19 protein-coding genes are annotated in these 17,936 nt (G+C 59.9%); 4 read left to right on the forward strand and 15 right to left on the reverse strand.

The window, feature by feature from the left end; translation table 11 throughout:
- Window positions 1–6 precede the first annotated feature (6 nt).
- From ABTV29_RS26465 to ABTV29_RS26475, 3 genes are all read left to right on the forward strand, one after another.
- Window positions 7–834 carry an ABC transporter permease gene (locus ABTV29_RS26465; protein WP_433767515.1) on the forward strand — a complete coding sequence of 276 codons (828 nt, stop codon included), beginning with the start codon at window positions 7–9 and terminating at the stop codon, window positions 832–834.
- A gap of 294 nt (window positions 835–1,128) precedes the next feature.
- The gene (locus ABTV29_RS26470; RefSeq protein ID WP_433767516.1) at window positions 1,129–1,833 is read left to right on the forward strand and encodes a hypothetical protein; all 705 of its coding nucleotides are present in this window, start codon (window positions 1,129–1,131) and stop codon (window positions 1,831–1,833) included.
- 336 nt (window positions 1,834–2,169) lie between these two features.
- A complete protein-coding gene (locus ABTV29_RS26475; protein WP_433767517.1) occupies window positions 2,170–3,600 on the forward strand; it encodes a PLP-dependent aminotransferase family protein in 1,431 nt (476 codons plus the stop codon).
- A gap of 124 nt (window positions 3,601–3,724) precedes the next feature.
- Here the strand turns inward: ABTV29_RS26475 and ABTV29_RS26480 are convergent, their stop codons facing one another.
- The 10 genes from ABTV29_RS26480 to ABTV29_RS26525 all read right to left on the reverse strand — a co-directional run bounded on the left by ABTV29_RS26480 (window position 3,725) and on the right by ABTV29_RS26525 (window position 13,124).
- On the reverse strand, window positions 3,725–4,525 hold the full coding sequence (locus ABTV29_RS26480; RefSeq protein ID WP_433767518.1) for an N-acyl homoserine lactonase family protein: 801 nt from the start codon (window positions 4,523–4,525) through the stop codon (window positions 3,725–3,727).
- A 14-nt stretch (window positions 4,526–4,539) separates the two neighbouring features.
- Window positions 4,540–5,496 carry a diiron oxygenase gene (locus tag ABTV29_RS26485; protein ID WP_433767519.1) on the reverse strand — a complete coding sequence of 319 codons (957 nt, stop codon included), beginning with the start codon at window positions 5,494–5,496 and terminating at the stop codon, window positions 4,540–4,542.
- Between the two features lie 67 nt (window positions 5,497–5,563).
- Window positions 5,564–6,322, reverse strand: coding sequence for a TauD/TfdA family dioxygenase (locus tag ABTV29_RS26490; protein WP_433767520.1), 759 nt, complete (start codon window positions 6,320–6,322; stop codon window positions 5,564–5,566).
- A 21-nt stretch (window positions 6,323–6,343) separates the two neighbouring features.
- Complete coding sequence (locus ABTV29_RS26495; RefSeq protein ID WP_433767521.1) at window positions 6,344–7,216, reverse strand: branched-chain amino acid aminotransferase; 873 nt, start codon at window positions 7,214–7,216, stop codon at window positions 6,344–6,346.
- 34 nt (window positions 7,217–7,250) lie between these two features.
- Window positions 7,251–8,603, reverse strand: coding sequence for a KamA family radical SAM protein (locus ABTV29_RS26500; RefSeq protein ID WP_433767522.1), 1,353 nt, complete (start codon window positions 8,601–8,603; stop codon window positions 7,251–7,253).
- A 30-nt stretch (window positions 8,604–8,633) separates the two neighbouring features.
- Window positions 8,634–9,278: a glutathione transferase gene (gene yfcF, locus ABTV29_RS26505; RefSeq protein WP_433767523.1), complete on the reverse strand. Its 645-nt coding sequence runs from the start codon at window positions 9,276–9,278 to the stop codon at window positions 8,634–8,636.
- Between the two features lie 328 nt (window positions 9,279–9,606).
- Entirely contained in the window at window positions 9,607–10,065 is a 459-nt protein-coding gene (locus ABTV29_RS26510; RefSeq protein WP_433767524.1) for a cupin domain-containing protein, read from the reverse strand.
- A gap of 83 nt (window positions 10,066–10,148) precedes the next feature.
- Complete coding sequence (locus tag ABTV29_RS26515) at window positions 10,149–10,643, reverse strand: RidA family protein (protein WP_433767525.1); 495 nt, start codon at window positions 10,641–10,643, stop codon at window positions 10,149–10,151.
- A gap of 57 nt (window positions 10,644–10,700) precedes the next feature.
- On the reverse strand, window positions 10,701–11,981 hold the full coding sequence (locus ABTV29_RS26520) for an ATP-grasp domain-containing protein (RefSeq protein ID WP_433767526.1): 1,281 nt from the start codon (window positions 11,979–11,981) through the stop codon (window positions 10,701–10,703).
- Between the two features lie 42 nt (window positions 11,982–12,023).
- Window positions 12,024–13,124, reverse strand: coding sequence for a hypothetical protein (locus tag ABTV29_RS26525; RefSeq protein ID WP_433767527.1), 1,101 nt, complete (start codon window positions 13,122–13,124; stop codon window positions 12,024–12,026).
- Window positions 13,125–13,272: 148 nt separating this feature from the next.
- Here ABTV29_RS26525 and ABTV29_RS26530 point away from each other — a divergent pair, with 148 nt between their 5' ends.
- Window positions 13,273–14,682 (forward strand): PLP-dependent aminotransferase family protein, encoded by a 1,410-nt coding sequence (locus ABTV29_RS26530; RefSeq protein ID WP_433767528.1) that lies wholly within the window; start codon window positions 13,273–13,275, stop codon window positions 14,680–14,682.
- A gap of 64 nt (window positions 14,683–14,746) precedes the next feature.
- Here ABTV29_RS26530 and ABTV29_RS26535 read toward each other — a convergent pair whose 3' ends face one another.
- The 5 genes from ABTV29_RS26535 to ABTV29_RS26555 form a co-directional block, all read right to left on the reverse strand.
- Window positions 14,747–15,199, reverse strand: coding sequence for a hypothetical protein (locus ABTV29_RS26535; RefSeq protein WP_433767529.1), 453 nt, complete (start codon window positions 15,197–15,199; stop codon window positions 14,747–14,749).
- The gene (locus tag ABTV29_RS26540; protein WP_433767530.1) at window positions 15,183–15,821 is read right to left on the reverse strand and encodes a DUF6036 family nucleotidyltransferase; all 639 of its coding nucleotides are present in this window, start codon (window positions 15,819–15,821) and stop codon (window positions 15,183–15,185) included. The genes ABTV29_RS26535 and ABTV29_RS26540 overlap by 17 nt, the downstream gene beginning before the upstream one ends.
- 248 nt (window positions 15,822–16,069) lie before the next feature.
- Window positions 16,070–16,957, reverse strand: coding sequence for a heme o synthase (gene cyoE, locus ABTV29_RS26545; protein WP_433767531.1), 888 nt, complete (start codon window positions 16,955–16,957; stop codon window positions 16,070–16,072).
- 11 nt (window positions 16,958–16,968) lie between these two features.
- Window positions 16,969–17,307, reverse strand: coding sequence for a cytochrome o ubiquinol oxidase subunit IV (cyoD, locus tag ABTV29_RS26550; protein ID WP_110966435.1), 339 nt, complete (start codon window positions 17,305–17,307; stop codon window positions 16,969–16,971).
- Window positions 17,308–17,934, reverse strand: coding sequence for a cytochrome o ubiquinol oxidase subunit III (locus tag ABTV29_RS26555; RefSeq protein ID WP_110966434.1), 627 nt, complete (start codon window positions 17,932–17,934; stop codon window positions 17,308–17,310).
- Window positions 17,935–17,936 lie beyond the last annotated feature (2 nt).

Raw genomic sequence — 17,936 nt, forward strand, 5'->3', positions numbered from 1 at the left:
AACACTATGAATACCCATCGCACAAGCCCGAGTACCCGGCTGCTGGCCGTGGTCGCCATGGCTTTCATGCTGTTCCCGCTGTTGACGGTCATTCCGGTGTCGTTCACCAGCAAACGCTTCCTGTCGATGCCCGAAGGCAACTGGTCGCTGCGTCACTACGAGGCGCTGGTGAGCAACCCGGACTGGTTCCATGCGATCAGCCAGAGCCTGACCATCGCCTTCGCCACCAGCCTCATCGCCACCGTACTGGCCGCCAGTTTCAGCCTCGGCATCTGGTACATGCGCTCGAAGTTGGCCACCGCGCTGATCGGCCTGGTGCTGTTGCCGATGGCGATTCCGCCGGTGATTTCGGCGCTGGTGCTGTATTTCATGGAAACCAAGCTCGGCCGCTTCGCCCCGGGAATGGGCTACGACACCCTGACCGGCGTGGTGATTGCCCACGTGATCATGGTCGTACCCTACGGCGTGGTGACCATGCTGGTTGCCTTGAGCCAGATTGACCGGCGCATCGAACTGGCATCGCGCAACCTCGGCGCCAGCCTGATGCAGACCACCTTCATGGTGATCCTGCCGAACCTGAAACTGGGCCTGGCCTCCACCGCGCTGCTGGGTTTTGCCCTGTCCTGGGAAGAGGTGGCGGTGACGCTGTTCATCACCAGCGTCAACGTCGATACCTTGCCCAAGCGCATCTGGAGCGGCCTGCGCGATAACGTCGACCCGAGTGTCGCGGCGATTTCGGTGATCTTGATCAGCCTGACCCTGGCGGTGCTGATTGGCCGGCTGGTGGTTCAGCATCTGGCGGACAAACGGGCGCAGAGGTTGCTGCACTCCTGATCAGTTCTCGGCACCTGGCCCCGCTTCGTCATGAACGCGGGGCTTTTTTTGCACGCTGAAAACCTGTGGGAGCGAGCCTGCTCGCGATGGACGTCAACGATAACGCTGGAAGCCTGACACCCCGCGGTGTTCCGTCGTCCATCGCGAGCAGGCTCGCTCCCACAGAAAAGCAAAAAATTGACCAGCCGCCTGTTCATCCGTGACAACGCAGCCCCGGTCCAATAGATTAGTCGGCCCGAAAAAGCCCCTACGCTTTTTCCCCCTATTCAAGCTGAACAAAGTAGTGAAATTTCAATGTCCGATTCCAATACCGCTGAAACCGTAGTCACCCTGTCGTCCAAAGCGGAATACGAAAACTCCATCAATCTTTCACAACACGTCCCCCAGGCCAAAACCATCAGCGAGATGGTGCTGGACGCTTTCCAGTCCAACCGCGAAAGCGAGCAGATTCGCGAGCTGCGCGCCGCGATCCGCCAGGCACATGACAGCTTCGACGACGACAAGGCCTATGAACTGATGGGCCAGCTCAAGCAACTCAAGGACGCGGAAGCTGCCGATATCGCCGCCCTGGAAGACCTGAGCAGCAAGTTCTCGATCAGCCGCATCCTGTCGAGCTTCAAGAACGATCCGGCATTTCAGGAGATCGTCTACGGCCTGGCCTTGAAAGTGCTGAACCAGACCCACCAGGCCATCAGCAACCCGAGCGGCAGCAAGGGCAAGGCGGCACGGGCGAAGAAAGAAAGCGAAGTGTTCACCATCAGCAAGGATGGCATCAGCGTCACCCTGCCGTTGCGCACCCCGCGTTCGCGCCTGAACGTTGACCGCGAAGCCCTGGAATTCCTTGGTTTCACCTTCGTTGGTGAAGGCGATGAAGCGGAGCTGGAAAGCGAAACCTTCATCGACAACAGCGGCGCCGAACAAGCCGCCAACCGCAAGAACATCATCACCGCACTGCAGCAGCAGACGGCATTCGACGGGTACAGCATCGCGGCCCAGTAATACATCACTTTGTGGCGAGCGAGCTTGCTCGCGTTGGGCTGCGCAGCGGCCCCAAAAAATCTGACTACTACCGCAGACTTTTGTGAGTGCTGCGCACTCAGACGGGAGCAAGCTCCCTCGCCACAGGTATCTCACAGACTCACCCAAGAGCCCCGCCCCCGAGCGGGGCTTTTTATTGCCTGCGTTTCGGGCAAATCCGTGATTAATCTTCCAGTATCGACGGCAGTACTTCCCTTCACCCAACAGCACCACGGGTCCGCCCGCTCAGATTAAGGTTGGGGAGCGCCTTTTCACTTTCCAGCCAATGACCTCAGTGGTGCAACTGCTGAGGTCATCATGAACACGACTCCGTTGTACCGCCAACTGGCCAATCACTACCTGGACGCCATCCGCAGCGGCACCCTGAAAACCGGTGAACGCTTCCCCTCGATTCGGCTGATGATGGAAAAACACGCGGTCAGCCTGTCGACGGCGGTGCAGGTCTGCCGGGAGCTGGAAGACTACGGCGTACTGGAAGCACGCCCCCGCTCCGGCAACTACATCCGCCAGCCCGACACTCCCGCCAAACCCGCGCCGACCGCCCTGCCCCCGCCACTGGACACGGGTGTCTACGTGGGCATTCACGAACAGGTGTCGGCGGTGCTCAAGGCCAGCCAGCGGGCGACGGTGAAAGTCAATTTCGCCAGCGCCTACTGCGCGCCGCAGCTTTATCCGATCAAGACCCTGCAGGACAACATGATCAAGGCGTTGCGCCAGGATCAGCACTTGTTCGAGACCACGGGCTCGACCGCCGGCAGTATCGCGCTGCGCAACGTGCTGGCCCGACGCGCACTGACCAGCAAAACCCACCTGAGCGCCGAGCGCATCGTGATCACCAACGGCGCCACCGAAGCCATCACCCTGGCGTTGCGCGCGGTGACTCGCCCCGGCGATACCGTGGCCGTGGAGTCGCCGACCTTCTACGGCTTGCTGCAAATTCTCGAGAGCCTGAACCTGCGGGTGCTGGAAGTGCCGGCGTCGAGCCACGTCGGCATCAACCTGACGGCCCTCGAACAGGTGCTGCAAGGCCCGGAGCGGATCAAGGCGTTGATCGTCATCCCCAACCTGCACAACCCGCTGGGCAGCATCATGCCCGACGCCAACAAGGCGCGGCTGGTGCAGCTGTGTGCCGTGCACGACATCGTGCTGATCGAGGACGATACCTATGGCGATCTGGTAGACAGCGAGCAGCCGCTGTCCACCCTCAAGCATTGGGACCGGGGCGACAACCTGATCTATTGCGCATCGCTGAACAAAACCCTGGCGCCGGGCATGCGCCTGGGCTGGATCAGCGCCGGCAAATGGCACGAGCGCGTGGAGATGCTCAAGTACACCCAGTCCCGTGGTTGCGAAGCGCTGTCGCAACTGGCGGTCAGTGCATTCATGGGCACACCGTCCTATGAGCGTTACCTGCGGCGCTTGCGCAGCACCCTCGCGCAGCAACGCCTGCAAATGAGCGAGGCCATCCAGCGCTACTTTCCCGCCGGCACTCGCGTGACCAACCCCCGGGGCGGGACTTTGCTGTGGGTGGAACTGCCCCACGAGCATTCGTCCATGGCGCTGTTCCACGAGGCCTTGAACAGCGGTATCCAGATTTCCCCAGGGGGGATCTTTTCCAACGGCCAGCGGTTCGATCACTTTGTGCGCATTGGCTGTGGCGCGCCGTATTCGCCGAGGATTGATGAGGCGTTGCAGACGCTTGGCCTCCTGCTCAACAATCAACGCTGACCATCCCCACTGTAGGAGCGAGCATGCTCGCGATGGTCGTCAACGATGACGCTGGCAACCTGATGCCCCGCGGTGTTCTGTCGCCCATCGCGAGCAGGCTCGCTCCTACAGGTTCAGGGAAATGTTACCTGGGGGTCTGGTGCAGGCAAATGATATGCGGGTCATCATTCCAATGTGGGAAACGTTCGGCGATCTGTGGGTCGTGGCCGGGGATGACGTGGTCTTCGCTGTCGGCCAGGCGGTCGATTTCAGCGAAGGCTTCGAGGGTTTGCGACAGGTCGTCGAGAATCGGAAACGGGCTGCGCTGGCGGATGTTGACCCACAGATGCGCAGCGTCTGACGCCAGGACAATCCAGCCCCGCGCGGTATTGACCCGCACCACCTGGCTGCCCGGCGTATGACCGCCCACCGCATGCAAGGTGATGCCCGGCAACACTTCGGCCGTGCCACGGTGCAAGCGCATGCGTCCTTCGAACAGCGGCGGCAGCGCCGACATCACGTCCTCGACTTCGTAGGTTTTGTTCACCGTGTGATGGGCCATTTTCGGCCCGGTGCAGAAGCGCAGTTCGGCCTCTTGCAGGTGCACGGTGGCCTTGGGGAACAACCCGAGATTACCGGCGTGGTCCCAGTGCAGATGCGTCAGGATTAACTGCTCGACCTGCGCCGGATCGATGTCCAGTTGCCGCAGGGATTCCTCCGGCAAGCGGAACATCTGCCGGTTGCGCCGATCCGCCGTGGCCGGTTGAAAACAGGTGTCGACCACGATCACCTGTTGCTGGTTGCGGATCACCCAGAAGTAGTAATCCAGCGGCATCGGCGCATTCGGATCACCGCAGCAGGCGTCGTAGAGAAAATTCTCCCGGGCGGTGCGCTGGGCATTGGCGCCGACACGGATGGCGAACACTTCGTACACGGGAACGGACATACGAATCTCCAGATTCAGGCGGCGGTGGTTTTGAGGGTCGGGCGGAAATCGAAGTCGATCTGCTCGCTGATGCCCAGGTCGTGCGCCAGCTTATGCAGGCCGCTGTAGTCGCGCATGATGGTCGCGTTCTTGCTGCTCTCGCGGGTGTCGGCAATGATCTGCGCGGCCTCCTCGACCCCGAGCTGGGTCAGAATCGCCTCCCACATCGAGTAGTCCTGGGCGACAAAGGCACTCAGGGCCACCGACAGGGTGCGTGCGAAAAAGGCCTGCTGCTCTGGCTGCATGTTGGCGTACATGACCTTGGCCACTTCGGCGAGCACTTTGCTGTGGGCGTATTCGTCGCGATTGTGCAGCTCGGCAACACGGCGGTTTTGCGGCTGGATGCTCTGGTCATCCGCCAGCAGGTCCAGGTAGGCGTTGACGCTGATCTCGGCCACCACCGCAAAGGTGATCGCCGCCAGGTCTTTCTGCCATTGCTCGGCCAGGGTTTCCCGCAAGGCCTGCAGCCGCAGGTAGGTGACCGACGGCGGCAAGTCCAGCTCCTGATCGATCGCGCGTTCCAGCTTGGTCCGCTCGATGGCCCGCAGGTGCATGAGCGTGTGGTAGTGCTCGTCGATCAGGGTCTGCTGCATGGCCTCGCGAAAGTGCCAGTCGTCCTTGCCCAGGTATTGATTGGCAATGACGCTCAGCGCCGGGTTGACCACGTGTTCCTCGGCGGTCACGGTGCGCAGGTTGTAGCCGATCCAGCCCCAGGTCACCACGCTGCTCTTGAGCTCGTCGCTCAGGGCCTGGAATTTCGGGTGGTGAAAAAACGGCACCATCTGCTGCGGGTAGTCCGGGCGGGCCGGGTCGAACACCTCCTCGACCGAGGTCTTCTCGGGTGAGCAGACCGTGGCCCGACGGGTCCAGGCCTGATTGAGCCGCACGACCAGTTGATGATCGACCTTGGCGATCTCGATTGCTGTTTGCATGACGCGATACCTGTAGGACGCGTACCCGCTCGCGGGTACGCCAAAAGAAAGAAGGGCGACGGAAAGATCAGGCCAGCCAGTAGCGGGTCAGGTGCCGCGCCGGGTCAGTGTATCGACTGCGGGCGTGGATCATCCGCCAGTTGTCCCAGATCAGCATGCAACCTTCGGGGATCAGCACCGGGGTGTTGTGCTCGATGAAATACGCCTCGCCGAGCACCGCAAACCGGGCCAGCGGCGAGCTGTTGTTGCTCACCTGGGACTGCTCCAGTGCCTGCTTGGACGGGTTCACGTCGCCGTAGTGAAACTGGTTGTAGCTGAAGCGGAAAATGTCGCCATCTTCGGTCGGCGTCAGGATGTATTCCTTGACCCGCGTTTGCGCCGGCTCACCGGGCTTGGCCGTGGCGACGAACTCCACCGGGGTGTCATTCAGCCATTCGCGCAACTCAGGCTCGGTGCGCTCCAGCGACTTCAAAAACTCATAACCATCCACCAGCCCGGTGTGCCCGCCACCGCAGGTTGCCTGCCGATGGCAATGCAAGGCCAGGTAACGCGGCGGCGGGCCGTATACCGGCGCCTCGGTGTGCGGGCCAATGCCATTCATGCTCTGCGAATACGGCAGGTCTTCATAGCCTGGCTTGCGGGTGATGGCGAAAGCCGTCTGGCCGTTGAACTGAGGAATGACCGGACCGAACTCATGCAAGGTGCCGACAACGTCATGGGCAAATTCGCCGGGCGTCAGGACGGTCCAGCCACGGGACGACAACTCGTCATGGCGATGGCCCAGCGAAACGTAAGGTTTGGACGCAACAATCCCTGGATTTGACATGGTGAGATTCCTGGCAGTTGATCAGGCGTTGACGGTTGAGGTGTAGGCGGCAATCAGTTCGCGGCAAACATCGCCCGGTCGATAGCGATGCTCGTCGATGCTTTGCACTGGGGTGACTTCGGCGGCGGTGCCGGTAAGAAAACACTCATCGAAGTCGCCCAGTTGCGTAGGCAGAATCGTGGTTTCGACCACCTGGTAATCCAGCGCCCGGGCCAGCCCGATGACGGTCTGGCGGGTAATGCCGTCGAGGAAACAATCCGGCAGCGGTGTGTACAGGGTCCGATCCTTGACGAAAAACACATTGGCGCTGGTGGCTTCGGCCACGTGGCCGCGCCAGTCGAGCATCAAGGCGTCGTGGTAACCGTTGTCTTCCGCGTCGTGCTTGCTCAGCGTGGCGATCTGATAGTGCCCCGACGCTTTGGCTTCGAAGGGGCTGCTGCTCGGTGGCGGGCGACGCCAGGTGGCGGTTTTCAAGCGAATGCCGGCCATGCGCGCCGCCGGGTCGAAATAACTCGGCCATTGCCAGCAGGCAATCGCCACATGCACCCGGTTGAAGCGCGCCGAGGTGGAGATCATCTCGCTGCCGCGCCAGGCCACGGGCCGCAGATAGCCCTCGACCACCTGGTTGCGCTTGAGCAGTTCGTAGCTTGCCGCTTCCAGTTCGTCAGGCTGGAACGGGATGACAAAATCCATCAACTGCGCCGAGCGATACAGCCTTTGGGTGTGTTCGCGCAGTTTGAAAATATTGCCGTTGTACACACGCTCCCCTTCATAGACCGTGCTTGCGTAGTGCAAGCCGTGGGTCAGTACGTGCAGGCGCGCCTGGGACCACTCGACGAACTCGCCGTCGAGCCAGATCACCCCATCGCGTTGATCAAACGGGATACTGCTCATGTCCTTATCTCCCCATACATAAACAAGAATTGCCTTACGCCGTTTGCAGCAGGACCGGTATCAATTCCGGCTTGGGCGCCAGCAACCGCTCAGGCTCGGTCTGAAAGAAAAACGCACGTTCGCCAAAGGCCGGCCGCAACTCGTCGAACCAGGTCGCCTGGGGGTCGAAACGCGCATAGAAGGTGCGCAACACCCATTGCGGATCCCGGGCCTGGAGGAACTGCAGCACGAAGACTTTTTCCCCGGCGACGGTCTCGATGCCGTTGATCAAGACCTTGCCGTAGAAGGTGCTCATGGACGGACCGCGCACCGTGCGCGCCAGCCCCGACACCGTGCGATAGGCCGCCTGGAAGATCTCGAACGCCCGCGCCAGGGGCATCGCAAAGTAATGGCTCGGCCCGGTGTCGCGTTCGACGAACATGTAATAGGGCACCGCCCCCAGCCGCACGCCTTCGGTCCACAACGCCGCCCAATCGTCCGGGTTCTCGTTGATGTGGCGGATCACCGGCGCCTGCATGCGCAGGGTGGCGCCGGTGGAGCGAATGCGTTCGACGGCTTGCCGGGCGATGTCCTGGCGCAGTTCAACCGGGTGGTTGTAGTGGCCCATGATCGAGAGGTTTTTCCCCGCCGCGACGATCCGCCGGAACAGCTCGAGCAACTCCGGCGCATCCTTGTCGCTGACAAACCGCTGCGGCCAATACGCCACGGATTTGGTGCCCAGGCGGATGCTTTTCAGGTGCGGCAATTCCAGCAGCGGCTCGATGTAGCTGGCCAGGGAACGGCTGTTCATGATCAGAGGATCGCCGCCGGTGATCAGCACATCGGTCACTTGCGGATGCACCCGCAGGTAGCTCACCAGCTCCTGGGATTCCCGGGCGTTGAACTTGAGTTCTTCCTCACCGATGAACTGCGCCCAGCGGAAACAGAAGGTGCAGTACGCGTGACAGGTCTGCCCGGCACCGGGGAAAAACAGCACGGTCTCGCGGTACTTGTGCTGTATGCCCGGCAGGACTTTTCCGTCGAGGGTGGCGTTGTTGTGCGTCAGCTGCCCGGCCGGATGAGGATTCATGCGCAGCCAGATCGCCTCGATCTTGCGCTTGATGGCCGCGCTGTCATCCCGTTCGATCAATTGCTTGAGCACGGTGTATTCGTCCGGCAGCAACATGTCCCGGTGGGGAAAGGTCATGCGGAAAATCGGATCGTCCGGAATGTTGTTCCAGTCGATCAGCGTCCCCAGCACGTATTCGTTGGTGCGAAACGGCATGACCCGCGCCACGACAGTCATGGCTTCCTGCAAATCCGGCGTGAGCTTGTGCCAGTACGGCGTCTCGCGGATGGTGCGTGAGTTATAGGGTTTGTATCTTTCGTGCTCCGACAGTCCCTGCATGGCAGCGCTCCTGGTGTTGGCTGGCAGTTATCACTGGATGGCTGGCGCTACGCGCTCTATGTCCATCCATGCCCGAACGCTGTCGCGATCCCACTGCCGGCGCACGTAGGCCGCCAGGCGTGCAGGCACCGGATCACCGTTGGCCACCAGGCGGTTGAGCATGATTGCCAGGTCGGTGTCGGCGATGCTCCAGTCACCGAACAGATGCTCGGCGCCCTCCTCCAGCAAGTGATCGGCGACGAAGAACAGGCGCTCGACAGCCGCTTTCGCATCAATGGAGAGCGGTGTGTCTTTCTTGCCGAAGTACACCAGGTCGAACGGGCGCTCCTTGCGCACCACCAGCAAGTCGCTGCGTAGCCAGGCCTGGAGTTGACGGGCGCGGGCGCGTTGCCTGAGGTCCTGTGGATAGAGTTTGTTATGGCCCGGGGAGAGTTCTTCCAGGTATTCAGCGATGGCAGACGATTCCGACAGTGCGAAACCATCGTGAACTAACGTTGGCACTTTGTTAGTCAGGGAAAGATCACGATAAGTGTTTTGATAGTTCTCTTTCGCTTTCAAATCCACCGTTACGAAGTCGAATGAAAGTTGCTTTTCCTTGAGCGCCACAAATGCCGACATCGCAAATGCGCTAATAAAATCAGCACCGACATACAGTTTGAGTTTTCGGTTTTCCATAGAACACTCCATTGCAATGGCTGCATTGATAAACCTGCATTGGAAGTGATCGTATTAAGTTGATACGGGGCTGAATAGATACAGAATTTGTCTGTTTCAATCGATACAGAAAGTTTCTGGCGTGAGGAAATTTGTCGCGGCAGGTGAAGCCTGCGCGAGGGTTGTGAGCTATCGGTAATGGGGTGTTTTTGGGGGGATCAACAGGGAAATTGTGGGAGCGAGCCTGCTCGCGATGGACTCAAGAACGCCGCGTATAGTCAGCAACTACGCGTCATCGTTGGCGACCATCGCGAGCAGGCTCGCTCCCACAGGAGAATGGAGGGGATTGTCAGGAGGTGGCGTTCGACAGCTGCGCCATTTGTGGCATGTTGCTCAGGTTGAGCATGGCCAGAGGCTCGGTTTTGCTGGTGTTGACGAAGCCGTGGCGGGTCCAGGCCGGCACCAGCAGCACGTCGCCAGGGCCGACGCTGACTTCATCGGCGCCCTCCAGGGTCAGCGTTCCGTTGCCGGCCTGAATGATGAACAGGTGCCACCAGGCATGCGCATGACCGTCCAGCCTGGAGCCCGGGATCAGCCATTGCATGGAGACCGCCATCCCTGGCGTCAGCCTGCAACCGTCCGGGCTGTTGTCGTGGGCCAGCGCGACAATATCGACCTCGCTGTCCGCCAGACTCTGGCGCATGTCTGTCAGTTCGCCTTGTTTCCACACCCGCGCGCCGATCGGCGGATTGTGCAAACTTTGACGAAAGTCCTTATATGAAAAAAAACCACCCTGAATGTTGTTCATTGGCAAATACCAAATGTCCGGTGACTTGAGTCACCAGACACTAGGGCAACAACTTGTAACTGTAAAGCAGGGGTTTTCATTAATTACAGGACCGAGGGCCGCAGCGCCGCAATCATATCAACTTCGACCGCGGCATTTTTCGGCAACTGATAAACCCCGACAGTGGTTCTTGTATGTTTACCGGCATCGCCCAACACATGACTGAACACATCCGAGGCACCGTTGGCCACTTCACTGAGATCGACAAAGTCCGCCGTAGACCTCACATGTACGGTGATGCGGATCAGCGATTTGACTTTATCCAGTGAACCGATGGCATCGACGATCAACGCCAGGCCACGCAATGCACAGATACTGGCCGCCGCTTGCGCGTCCGCCATGCCGAGGTCCAGGCCGACCCGGCCCGGATACTGGATCTTGCCATCCATGCGTGGCACCAGACCGCTGATGTACAGCTCATCGTGGTGGCGGATCAGCGGAGTGTAATGGCCGCCCACGGTGTTCTCACCGTAGATGTCAAAGCCGAACTCCTTGGCCAGGGCGATGAAACGTTCATCACAGGTCATGTGTTCAATCATTTACCGAATCCTCTTCATTACTGCTAAAACTTCGATCTCTACCCGTCGGGCAATGGCTTAACCGGCGGCCCTCACGGGCGGTTCCAGGCTGGTGATCCCGACGCTTGACTCGATGGCTTGGGACAGGCGCAACAGGTCATTGCTCAGCTGTGCGTAGTGCTCGTTGAACAACACGATGTGGCCGATGAACGAGAAGTTGTCCGTCACCAGCGCGGACACCGAATCACCGATGCGCTTGGCAAATTTGGCCTCCAGCACTTCGATGTTCAGCGAACGGGTCAGCGCCTCGATGTCGGGTATCGAACGCAAAATCCCGCCGGCTGGCGCCCTGAGCAGACGAATGCCGCAATAGCCGCGAGGCACTGGCTCGCAGGGCTCGATCTGACCCTCCACGGCCCAGCGCACCCAGCGCTCCCACGGGTTGAAATCGATGAACGCCTGGCGCGCCAGATCCCAGATGTGCATGCCACCGGGGCGCATGTTGGTTTCCACGGCGGAGGTCAGATGGTCCGCCCGCAGGAACACTTCGTTGTGCCAGGCGCCGTTATCCAGCGATACCAGATCGGCCATGTGCCGCCCGGCGTCGACCAATTGCGTCTGTACGTCGTCCGGCAACGGCGCGGGCACCACCTGCTGGATCTCGGCGCGGTAGGCGCCTTCGGTGGTGGTTTTTTCGGTGATCCAGGTGCTGCCGGCCACGCAATCCCAACTGTATTCACGGGCGTTCTGGATCAGCTCTTCGATCACGATGCCGCCTTCGCGGTAAGGCTTGAGTGCCTGCCAGACTTCATCGCACTCGGACGGATGATTGATCACGCGACAGCCCCTGCTCGCACCCTCGCAAGCCGGCTTGATGAAGGCTTTTCCACCCAGCTCGACAACCCGCTGACGCAATTCGGACAGACTCTCGACCCGCGTGGAAAATACCGGGCGGTAATCCTCGGGCGCCTCGGTGGCCATGACTTCCAGGCTGCGGAAGATCTGCTTGTCCAGACCCGCACGAGCTTCGGCCGGCGTGATGCCGGGCAGCCCGAAATGACTGGCCAGCGCCGCGCCGAGCAGCACGCCGCGGTCGGAAAACGGCAGTACGCCGATCAGCTTCCAGCTATCGGCCTTCAGGCAGCCCACCACCAGTTCAAGGGATTCGGCCACGTCTTTTTCGGCCAGCGAGGTGCTGCAGACATGATCGGCCACTTGGTCGTCATGGGGCTGGACCTGCTCGACCAGCAGGATGAGCCTGGCGTTGTAGAGCGACTTGCACAGCTCGCGCAATTTCTGGATATCGTGTACCCGATTGCCGTTGTAACCGACCACTACGACGCATGAAGTCGTATTCATAATGCCCCCGACTTGCAAATTGAAACCCGCACCCGCGACGACTCAGTCGTGTAACGACGCTTGGGATTTACGGTTGAACCAGTACCACGCCAGGATCCCGCCCGCGCCGATGGCAGCCAGCACCAGCGCGTTGTACGGCGCCGGCACGACCCGCATGACCAGCACCGTCAGCCCGGCGCCCACGCCCAGGGAAACTTCCTTGACGAACATGTTGTTCTGCTTGACCGAGAAGTAATCGAGGTAGCTGAACGCGCACTCGGCGATGGACAGCAGCGCGACCCAGATCAGCGCGCCCACGAGGGTTTCGACGTGGAACGCGGCCGGTGATGACAGCACCGCGAAACCGCCGACGATGATCCCGATCACCGCCACGACCTTGAAGCGACCGGTGCGCTCGATGAGTTTCATCACCGGCACCTGGGCGAACACCACCACGGCGCTGTTGAGGATCAGCATCAGGCCGTACCAGGCGGGCAGTTCACCGGTCTTGAGCAGGATTGCCTGGGGCAGAATCGAAAACACCCCGAACAGCTTGATGCCCATGATGATCCCGGCGATCACCCACGGCAGCTTGTTGCGCCAGCCACTGCCATCGTGAGTGACGGGGCTTGCGGTCACGGGTTCGCTGGTGAAGGTCGCACCGTGGGCGATCGGCAGGCACAACAGCACGAACGCCGCGGCGCCGAGGAAAAACATGGTCGGGGTCAACAGCGGCGACAACAGGATCAGGCCGGCCAGCAGGCTGCCCATGTTCATCGCCACGCGGTTGTACGCCGCGCCTTCCTTGGTCTGCGCCGCTTCGCTCTTGATCAGGTAACCGGCAATCGCGATGCCGTAGGCAAACAACGCTGCGGCGAACATCACCACGCCCTGGTTGCTGGTGATGGCCAGCAATACCAGCCCGAGGGCGGCGCAGAGCAAGGTGACGCTTAGCGAGCGACGCCCAAGCACCAGCAACGTCAGCGGCAGCAACAGGAGCAAGGCGCGATAGCCGAGGGCGAGGATGCTGTTGGTCGCGGTGTCGAGCCAGACGTTGGCCTTGCCCAATACCGCAAACAGCGATACCGCGGTGATGATCCGGATCGCAAACAGACGGATATTGATCACCGGCTTGGCAACGGCGACCGTTGTTTGAACACTCATGCAGCACCTCTGGAGCCAGTGATTTTTCAGGCGTTGAGCGCCAACATTCAGGAAAGTCTGTAAGGTGATGGTAGAGACAGAGGCTTGTTTTCATCAGAGCAAGTTCGTTTAGAATCGAACGAACTTTACTGCCGGAGAGACCAGTAAAATGCAGGTTCAGCGTGCCGTGATCGCTGCTTTCGAGTTCCAGCCGGGTGTGCCGCTGGTCCAGCAGATCGTCGATCAATTGTCAGTAGCGATCAGTCAGGGCGGGCTACCGCATGGTTCACGGTTGCCGCCGATTCGCGAACTCTCCGAGTTGATGAACGTCGGCAAGTCCACGGTGGTGGATGCTCTGGACCGCTTGCGGGCCAAGGGCCTGGTGGTTTCGCGCCAGGGTTCGGGGCACTACGTGCATCGCTCCAGCGTCACGATCAAGACTGATGCCGGGCCGGACCTGCAGCCCCAGGACACCCTCAGCGTGGTTCGCCGCGCGGTGCTGCAGGACACTGGCGCCCTGCGTCCTGGTGCCGGTTTCCTCCCCTCCTCCTGGCTGCCTGCCGAAGAACTGCTCAAGGCCGTGCGCAGCACCCTGCGTGCGACCTCTCTGCAAATGGGCGAGTACGGCGTTGCCGCCGGTTACCTGCCATTGCGCGAAGCGCTACGCGTCAAGCTGTCGGCCATCGGCATCGAAGTGCCGGTGGACCAGATCGTCACCACCGCCAACACCGTGCAGGCCATCGACATGCTGATGCGCCTGCTGGTCAAACCCGGCGACACCGTGCTGCTCGACGACCCGTGCTACTTCACCATGCATACCAACCTGGCCTTGCATGGCGCCAAGGTCATCACCATCGCCCGCGGTGCCGACGGCATGGACATGGAGGCCTTCGAGCAGTTGGTGAGTGCCCATCGCCCGGTGCTCTACATGACCAACAACGTCCTGCACAACCCGACCGGGCACTCGTTTTCACCGGCGCAGGTCTATCGCTTGCTGGAGCTGAGCCACCGCTATGGTTTCCACATCGTCGAAGACGATCTGTACTGCGACCTGCAACAACGCATGACCCCGCGTCTGGCAGCAGGCGGGCTGGACAATGTCAGCTACGTTTCCGGATTCTCCAAGACGCTGACCGCCAACAGCCGAGTCAGCTTCGCGGTGCTTTCGCCACAACTGGCGGCCCGCATGGTCACCCTGAAAATGGCCTGCGGCGGCATGACCTCGGAACTGGCGGAACAGATCATCTGCGCGATGCTCAGCGATGGCAGCTACGCCAAACACACCCGCCGCACCGTGGACAGGCTTTACGAATCGAGCAGCCGGGTGTCCAGCTGGCTGGTCGAAGCCGGTTGCTCGGTGTCGTCGCTGCCCCATGAAGGGCTGTACATCTGGACCCGATTGCCAGAAGGCCTGCACGCCGAAACGCTGGCCAGAAAAGGCCTGGACATCGACCTGGTACTGGCCCCCGGCACCCTGCTCAGCAAGGCGCCGGATGCGAGCCAGTTCCTGCGGTTCAATGTGGCGCATGGAGATAATTTTCAGGTGCGCGAGCGCTTCCTGCGACTCCTCGACAACTGAACACTGCCATACAAAAAAGCCCCGCGATTCCTTCGAATGCGGGGCTTTTCTCATACAGATCAAATCATGAATTCAGTGCTTGTTGCTCTGCCGCGTAATGTCGGGTCTGGTAAGGCATCAGCGTCTGGGCTTTCAGCCCAAGCCCTTCGTCCAACCCCCAGGAAATGGCAAGCACATCACGGCGTTGATTGAGCGGCATACCTGTGTGCGCCGCCATTTCCTTCCGGGAAGTTGAGCGAGCAAAAAGCTCCAGAGCATTCAGGGTTTCCGACACTCGGGTGTCAGACACACACGCAAAACGAGTGAATCGCTCAAGCAGATAGCCTGCCCGTCGCAACTGCAAATCGTCGTTATGGCAACTCAGAAATACTGACACTTCGCACTCCAGATTTGAGTCCGAGTACCACACGGCTTTGGCCGCGCTGATAAGCGCTACGTCATCTGCCTGATCCAACGGGCTTCTGACCAGCGTGTCCAAAGCTGAGGAGAGGACGTGGCCGTCAAGGGGCTTCGTCATCTGTCGTCTCCAGATAATCTTGCAGGATGTTGGTGAGAACAGAGATCGGCTGCTCTTTGTTGCCAACATATACATCAATCGCCTGCAACGCCAGCCGATGGAATTCGGTGCTGCGTATGAAGCCGGCCCTGAGAAGCGCCATGATATCGCCGATATCTTGATCCGTAGCCCTGCCCAGTTTTGAGATTGCCACATCAATAGGCGCGGCAATGTGAACGTGCAGTGGTGACACGATGGGGAACTCTGCCAGAGGAAGGCTGCGCTCCCAATAATCCTCATGGATAGGACCAAAACAGGTGTTGTATTGCAGGTCGTAGTTGAGCTCCATCAACCGGCCTGATTGTTCATCCACGAACAGTTCAGGAACCTGTGCAAGTAGGGTTTGCAGGTGAAGATCTTCAGGGAGATTGAACTCGTAGATCTCGGCATCGACGTCCGTGGAGACCCGATGATTTGTGTAGAGGTGAACCGCACAGCCACCAAAGACGATAATTTTGAGCGCACCCGATTTTGCACCTTCAAGCGTGAGCTGCACTTCGACCGACTTGAACATCGACACCAAAGCCTGTCCCAGTGCCGTACTTGTGTTCAGGCGGGGGGCAATTACATCCTGTATTTCCATTTCGAACCTCTACCACTGATGAGAGTGTGGTGATCGAAATGGACCGTACTGAGGCGCATGAAAATTGGCGTTAGGACGTTTCCCAAATGCCATGTACCGTTTTCCGAAATGAACAAAGGCTGGCTTTTGATCGCCCCCACGCGCCAGGACCGATCAATTGAAATCGAATGCCCCAACGAAAGCCCAGCCAACAAAAAACCCCGCACCTTCTCTCGAAGGGCGGGGTTTTTCTTGTCGCGATCCGACGCTTAAGGCGCGTACGTCAGCAGCAACTCGGTCGGCACTTTGAAGTCCAGGGACATCGCCACGCTCAACGCGGTAATGGTGAAGATCGAGAACACGAACAGCTTGCGTGCCCAGACCGTGTCATCCACTGCCTTGTAGCCGGTCCAGGCCATGTACAGCCAGTACATGCCCATGGCCGCGGCGACGGCGAGGTAGCTCATGCCGGCGTAGCCGCTGAAGGTCAGCATCAAGGTCGCCACGAGGAAGGCCAGGATGTAGATCAGGATGTGCTTCTTGGCCACCTGGATTCCGCGCTTCACTGGCAGCACCGGGATCGATGCGGCCAGGTAATCGTTGAAGCGGAAGATCGCGATGGCGTAGGAATGCGGCATCTGCCACAGGCTGAACATCACCAGCAACGTCAGTGCGGCCATGTCGAAGGTGTTGCTCACCGCGACGTAGCCGATCACCGGCGGCATGGCGCCCGACAGGCTGCCCACCAGCGTGCCGTGAACCGACTTGCGCTTGAGGTACAGGCTGTAGAGGCCGACGTAGATCACGAAGCCGATCACGGCGAACAGCGCAGCCAACGGGTTGGCCACCTTGTACAGCAACACAACGCCGGCGACACCCAGGACGGTCGCATAGGCCAGGGCCAGTTTCAGGGAGATGAGGCCCTGGACCAGCACCCGGTTCTTGGTGCGTTCCATCTTCACGTCGATGTCGCGGTCGATGCAGTTGTTGAACACGCAACCGGAGGCAACCACCAGGGACGTGCCGATCATGGCGGCCAGGAAGATGGCCAGATCGACATGCCCTTTGGAGGCCAGGAAAAATCCGCCTGCCACAGAAAGCACGTTACCGAAAATGATCCCCGGTTTGGTGATTTGGATAAAGTGCTTGAAGGACATGCGGATTTACCTCACTTCGCCATCATGAACGTGTGGATGCTGAACATGATCCAGATCGACAGACCAACCAGCAGCGCAATCACGATCGCGGCAAAGACAAACGCGATGACGTTGTTACGCTGTGCCGACGAGCGATCCAGGTGCAGGAAGTACACCAGGTGCACCAGCACCTGGATCACGGCGAATGCCACGACGATCAACAGAGTGATCGACTTCGGCAACGTCGGGTACATCACCAGACCGAACGGAATCAGGGTCAGGATGACCGACAGGATGAAGCCAATGCCGTAGGACTTGACGCTGCCGTGGCTGCCGTCGTCGTGGCCATTGTGGGAATGAGCGTTAGCCATTTACATAGTCCCCATCAGATAAACAACGGTGAATACGCAGATCCACACGACGTCCAGGAAGTGCCAGAACAGGCTCAGGCAGCTCAGACGGGTCTTGTTGGTCGCCGTCAGGCCGTTTTTCTGCACCTGATACATCATGATCGCCATCCAGATCAGACCGCTGGTCACGTGCAGACCGTGGGTACCAACCAGGGTGAAGAACGCGGACAGGAAGCCCGAACGGTTAGGACCGTAGCCCTCGGAGATCAGCATGTGGAACTCGTTGATCTCCATGCCGATGAAGCCGGCACCGAACAGGAAGGTCAGGGCCAGCCAGCCCAGGACCTGCTTCTTGTTGCCACGGAAGAACGCCAGCATGGCGAAGCCGTAGGTGATCGAACTGAACAGCAGCAGAGCGGTTTCGCCCAGCACATATGGCAGTTCGAAGATGTCGTGGCCCGACGGGCCACCCGCTACGTTGTTAACCAGTACCGCGTACGCTGCGAAGATCGACGCAAACAGAATGCAGTCGGTCATCAGGTAGAGCCAGAAACCGAATACGGTCATCTCGCCCGAGTCGTGGTGGTGGTCATCGTGCCCATGGTCATGACCATGGGCGTGTCCAACATTGGTCACTAAGTTCGACATGG

The organism is Pseudomonas putida, assembly GCF_050989985.1.
GTDB lineage: Bacteria > Pseudomonadota > Gammaproteobacteria > Pseudomonadales > Pseudomonadaceae > Aquipseudomonas > Aquipseudomonas putida_AI.

Coding starts and splice junctions, on each gene's coding strand:
- ABTV29_RS26465 (WP_433767515.1), top strand. CDS start 7: ATGAATACCCATCGCACAAGCCCGAGTACCCGGCTGCTGGCCGTGGTC.
- ABTV29_RS26470 (WP_433767516.1), top strand. CDS start 1,129: ATGTCCGATTCCAATACCGCTGAAACCGTAGTCACCCTGTCGTCCAAA.
- ABTV29_RS26475 (WP_433767517.1), top strand. CDS start 2,170: ATGAACACGACTCCGTTGTACCGCCAACTGGCCAATCACTACCTGGAC.
- ABTV29_RS26480 (WP_433767518.1), bottom strand. CDS start 4,525: ATGTCCGTTCCCGTGTACGAAGTGTTCGCCATCCGTGTCGGCGCCAAT.
- ABTV29_RS26485 (WP_433767519.1), bottom strand. CDS start 5,496: ATGCAAACAGCAATCGAGATCGCCAAGGTCGATCATCAACTGGTCGTG.
- ABTV29_RS26490 (WP_433767520.1), bottom strand. CDS start 6,322: ATGTCAAATCCAGGGATTGTTGCGTCCAAACCTTACGTTTCGCTGGGC.
- ABTV29_RS26495 (WP_433767521.1), bottom strand. CDS start 7,216: ATGAGCAGTATCCCGTTTGATCAACGCGATGGGGTGATCTGGCTCGAC.
- ABTV29_RS26500 (WP_433767522.1), bottom strand. CDS start 8,603: ATGCAGGGACTGTCGGAGCACGAAAGATACAAACCCTATAACTCACGC.
- yfcF (WP_433767523.1), bottom strand. CDS start 9,278: ATGGAAAACCGAAAACTCAAACTGTATGTCGGTGCTGATTTTATTAGC.
- ABTV29_RS26510 (WP_433767524.1), bottom strand. CDS start 10,065: ATGAACAACATTCAGGGTGGTTTTTTTTCATATAAGGACTTTCGTCAA.
- ABTV29_RS26515 (WP_433767525.1), bottom strand. CDS start 10,643: ATGATTGAACACATGACCTGTGATGAACGTTTCATCGCCCTGGCCAAG.
- ABTV29_RS26520 (WP_433767526.1), bottom strand. CDS start 11,981: ATGAATACGACTTCATGCGTCGTAGTGGTCGGTTACAACGGCAATCGG.
- ABTV29_RS26525 (WP_433767527.1), bottom strand. CDS start 13,124: ATGAGTGTTCAAACAACGGTCGCCGTTGCCAAGCCGGTGATCAATATC.
- ABTV29_RS26530 (WP_433767528.1), top strand. CDS start 13,273: ATGCAGGTTCAGCGTGCCGTGATCGCTGCTTTCGAGTTCCAGCCGGGT.
- ABTV29_RS26535 (WP_433767529.1), bottom strand. CDS start 15,199: ATGACGAAGCCCCTTGACGGCCACGTCCTCTCCTCAGCTTTGGACACG.
- ABTV29_RS26540 (WP_433767530.1), bottom strand. CDS start 15,821: ATGGAAATACAGGATGTAATTGCCCCCCGCCTGAACACAAGTACGGCA.
- cyoE (WP_433767531.1), bottom strand. CDS start 16,957: ATGTCCTTCAAGCACTTTATCCAAATCACCAAACCGGGGATCATTTTC.
- cyoD (WP_110966435.1), bottom strand. CDS start 17,307: ATGGCTAACGCTCATTCCCACAATGGCCACGACGACGGCAGCCACGGC.
- ABTV29_RS26555 (WP_110966434.1), bottom strand. CDS start 17,934: ATGTCGAACTTAGTGACCAATGTTGGACACGCCCATGGTCATGACCAT.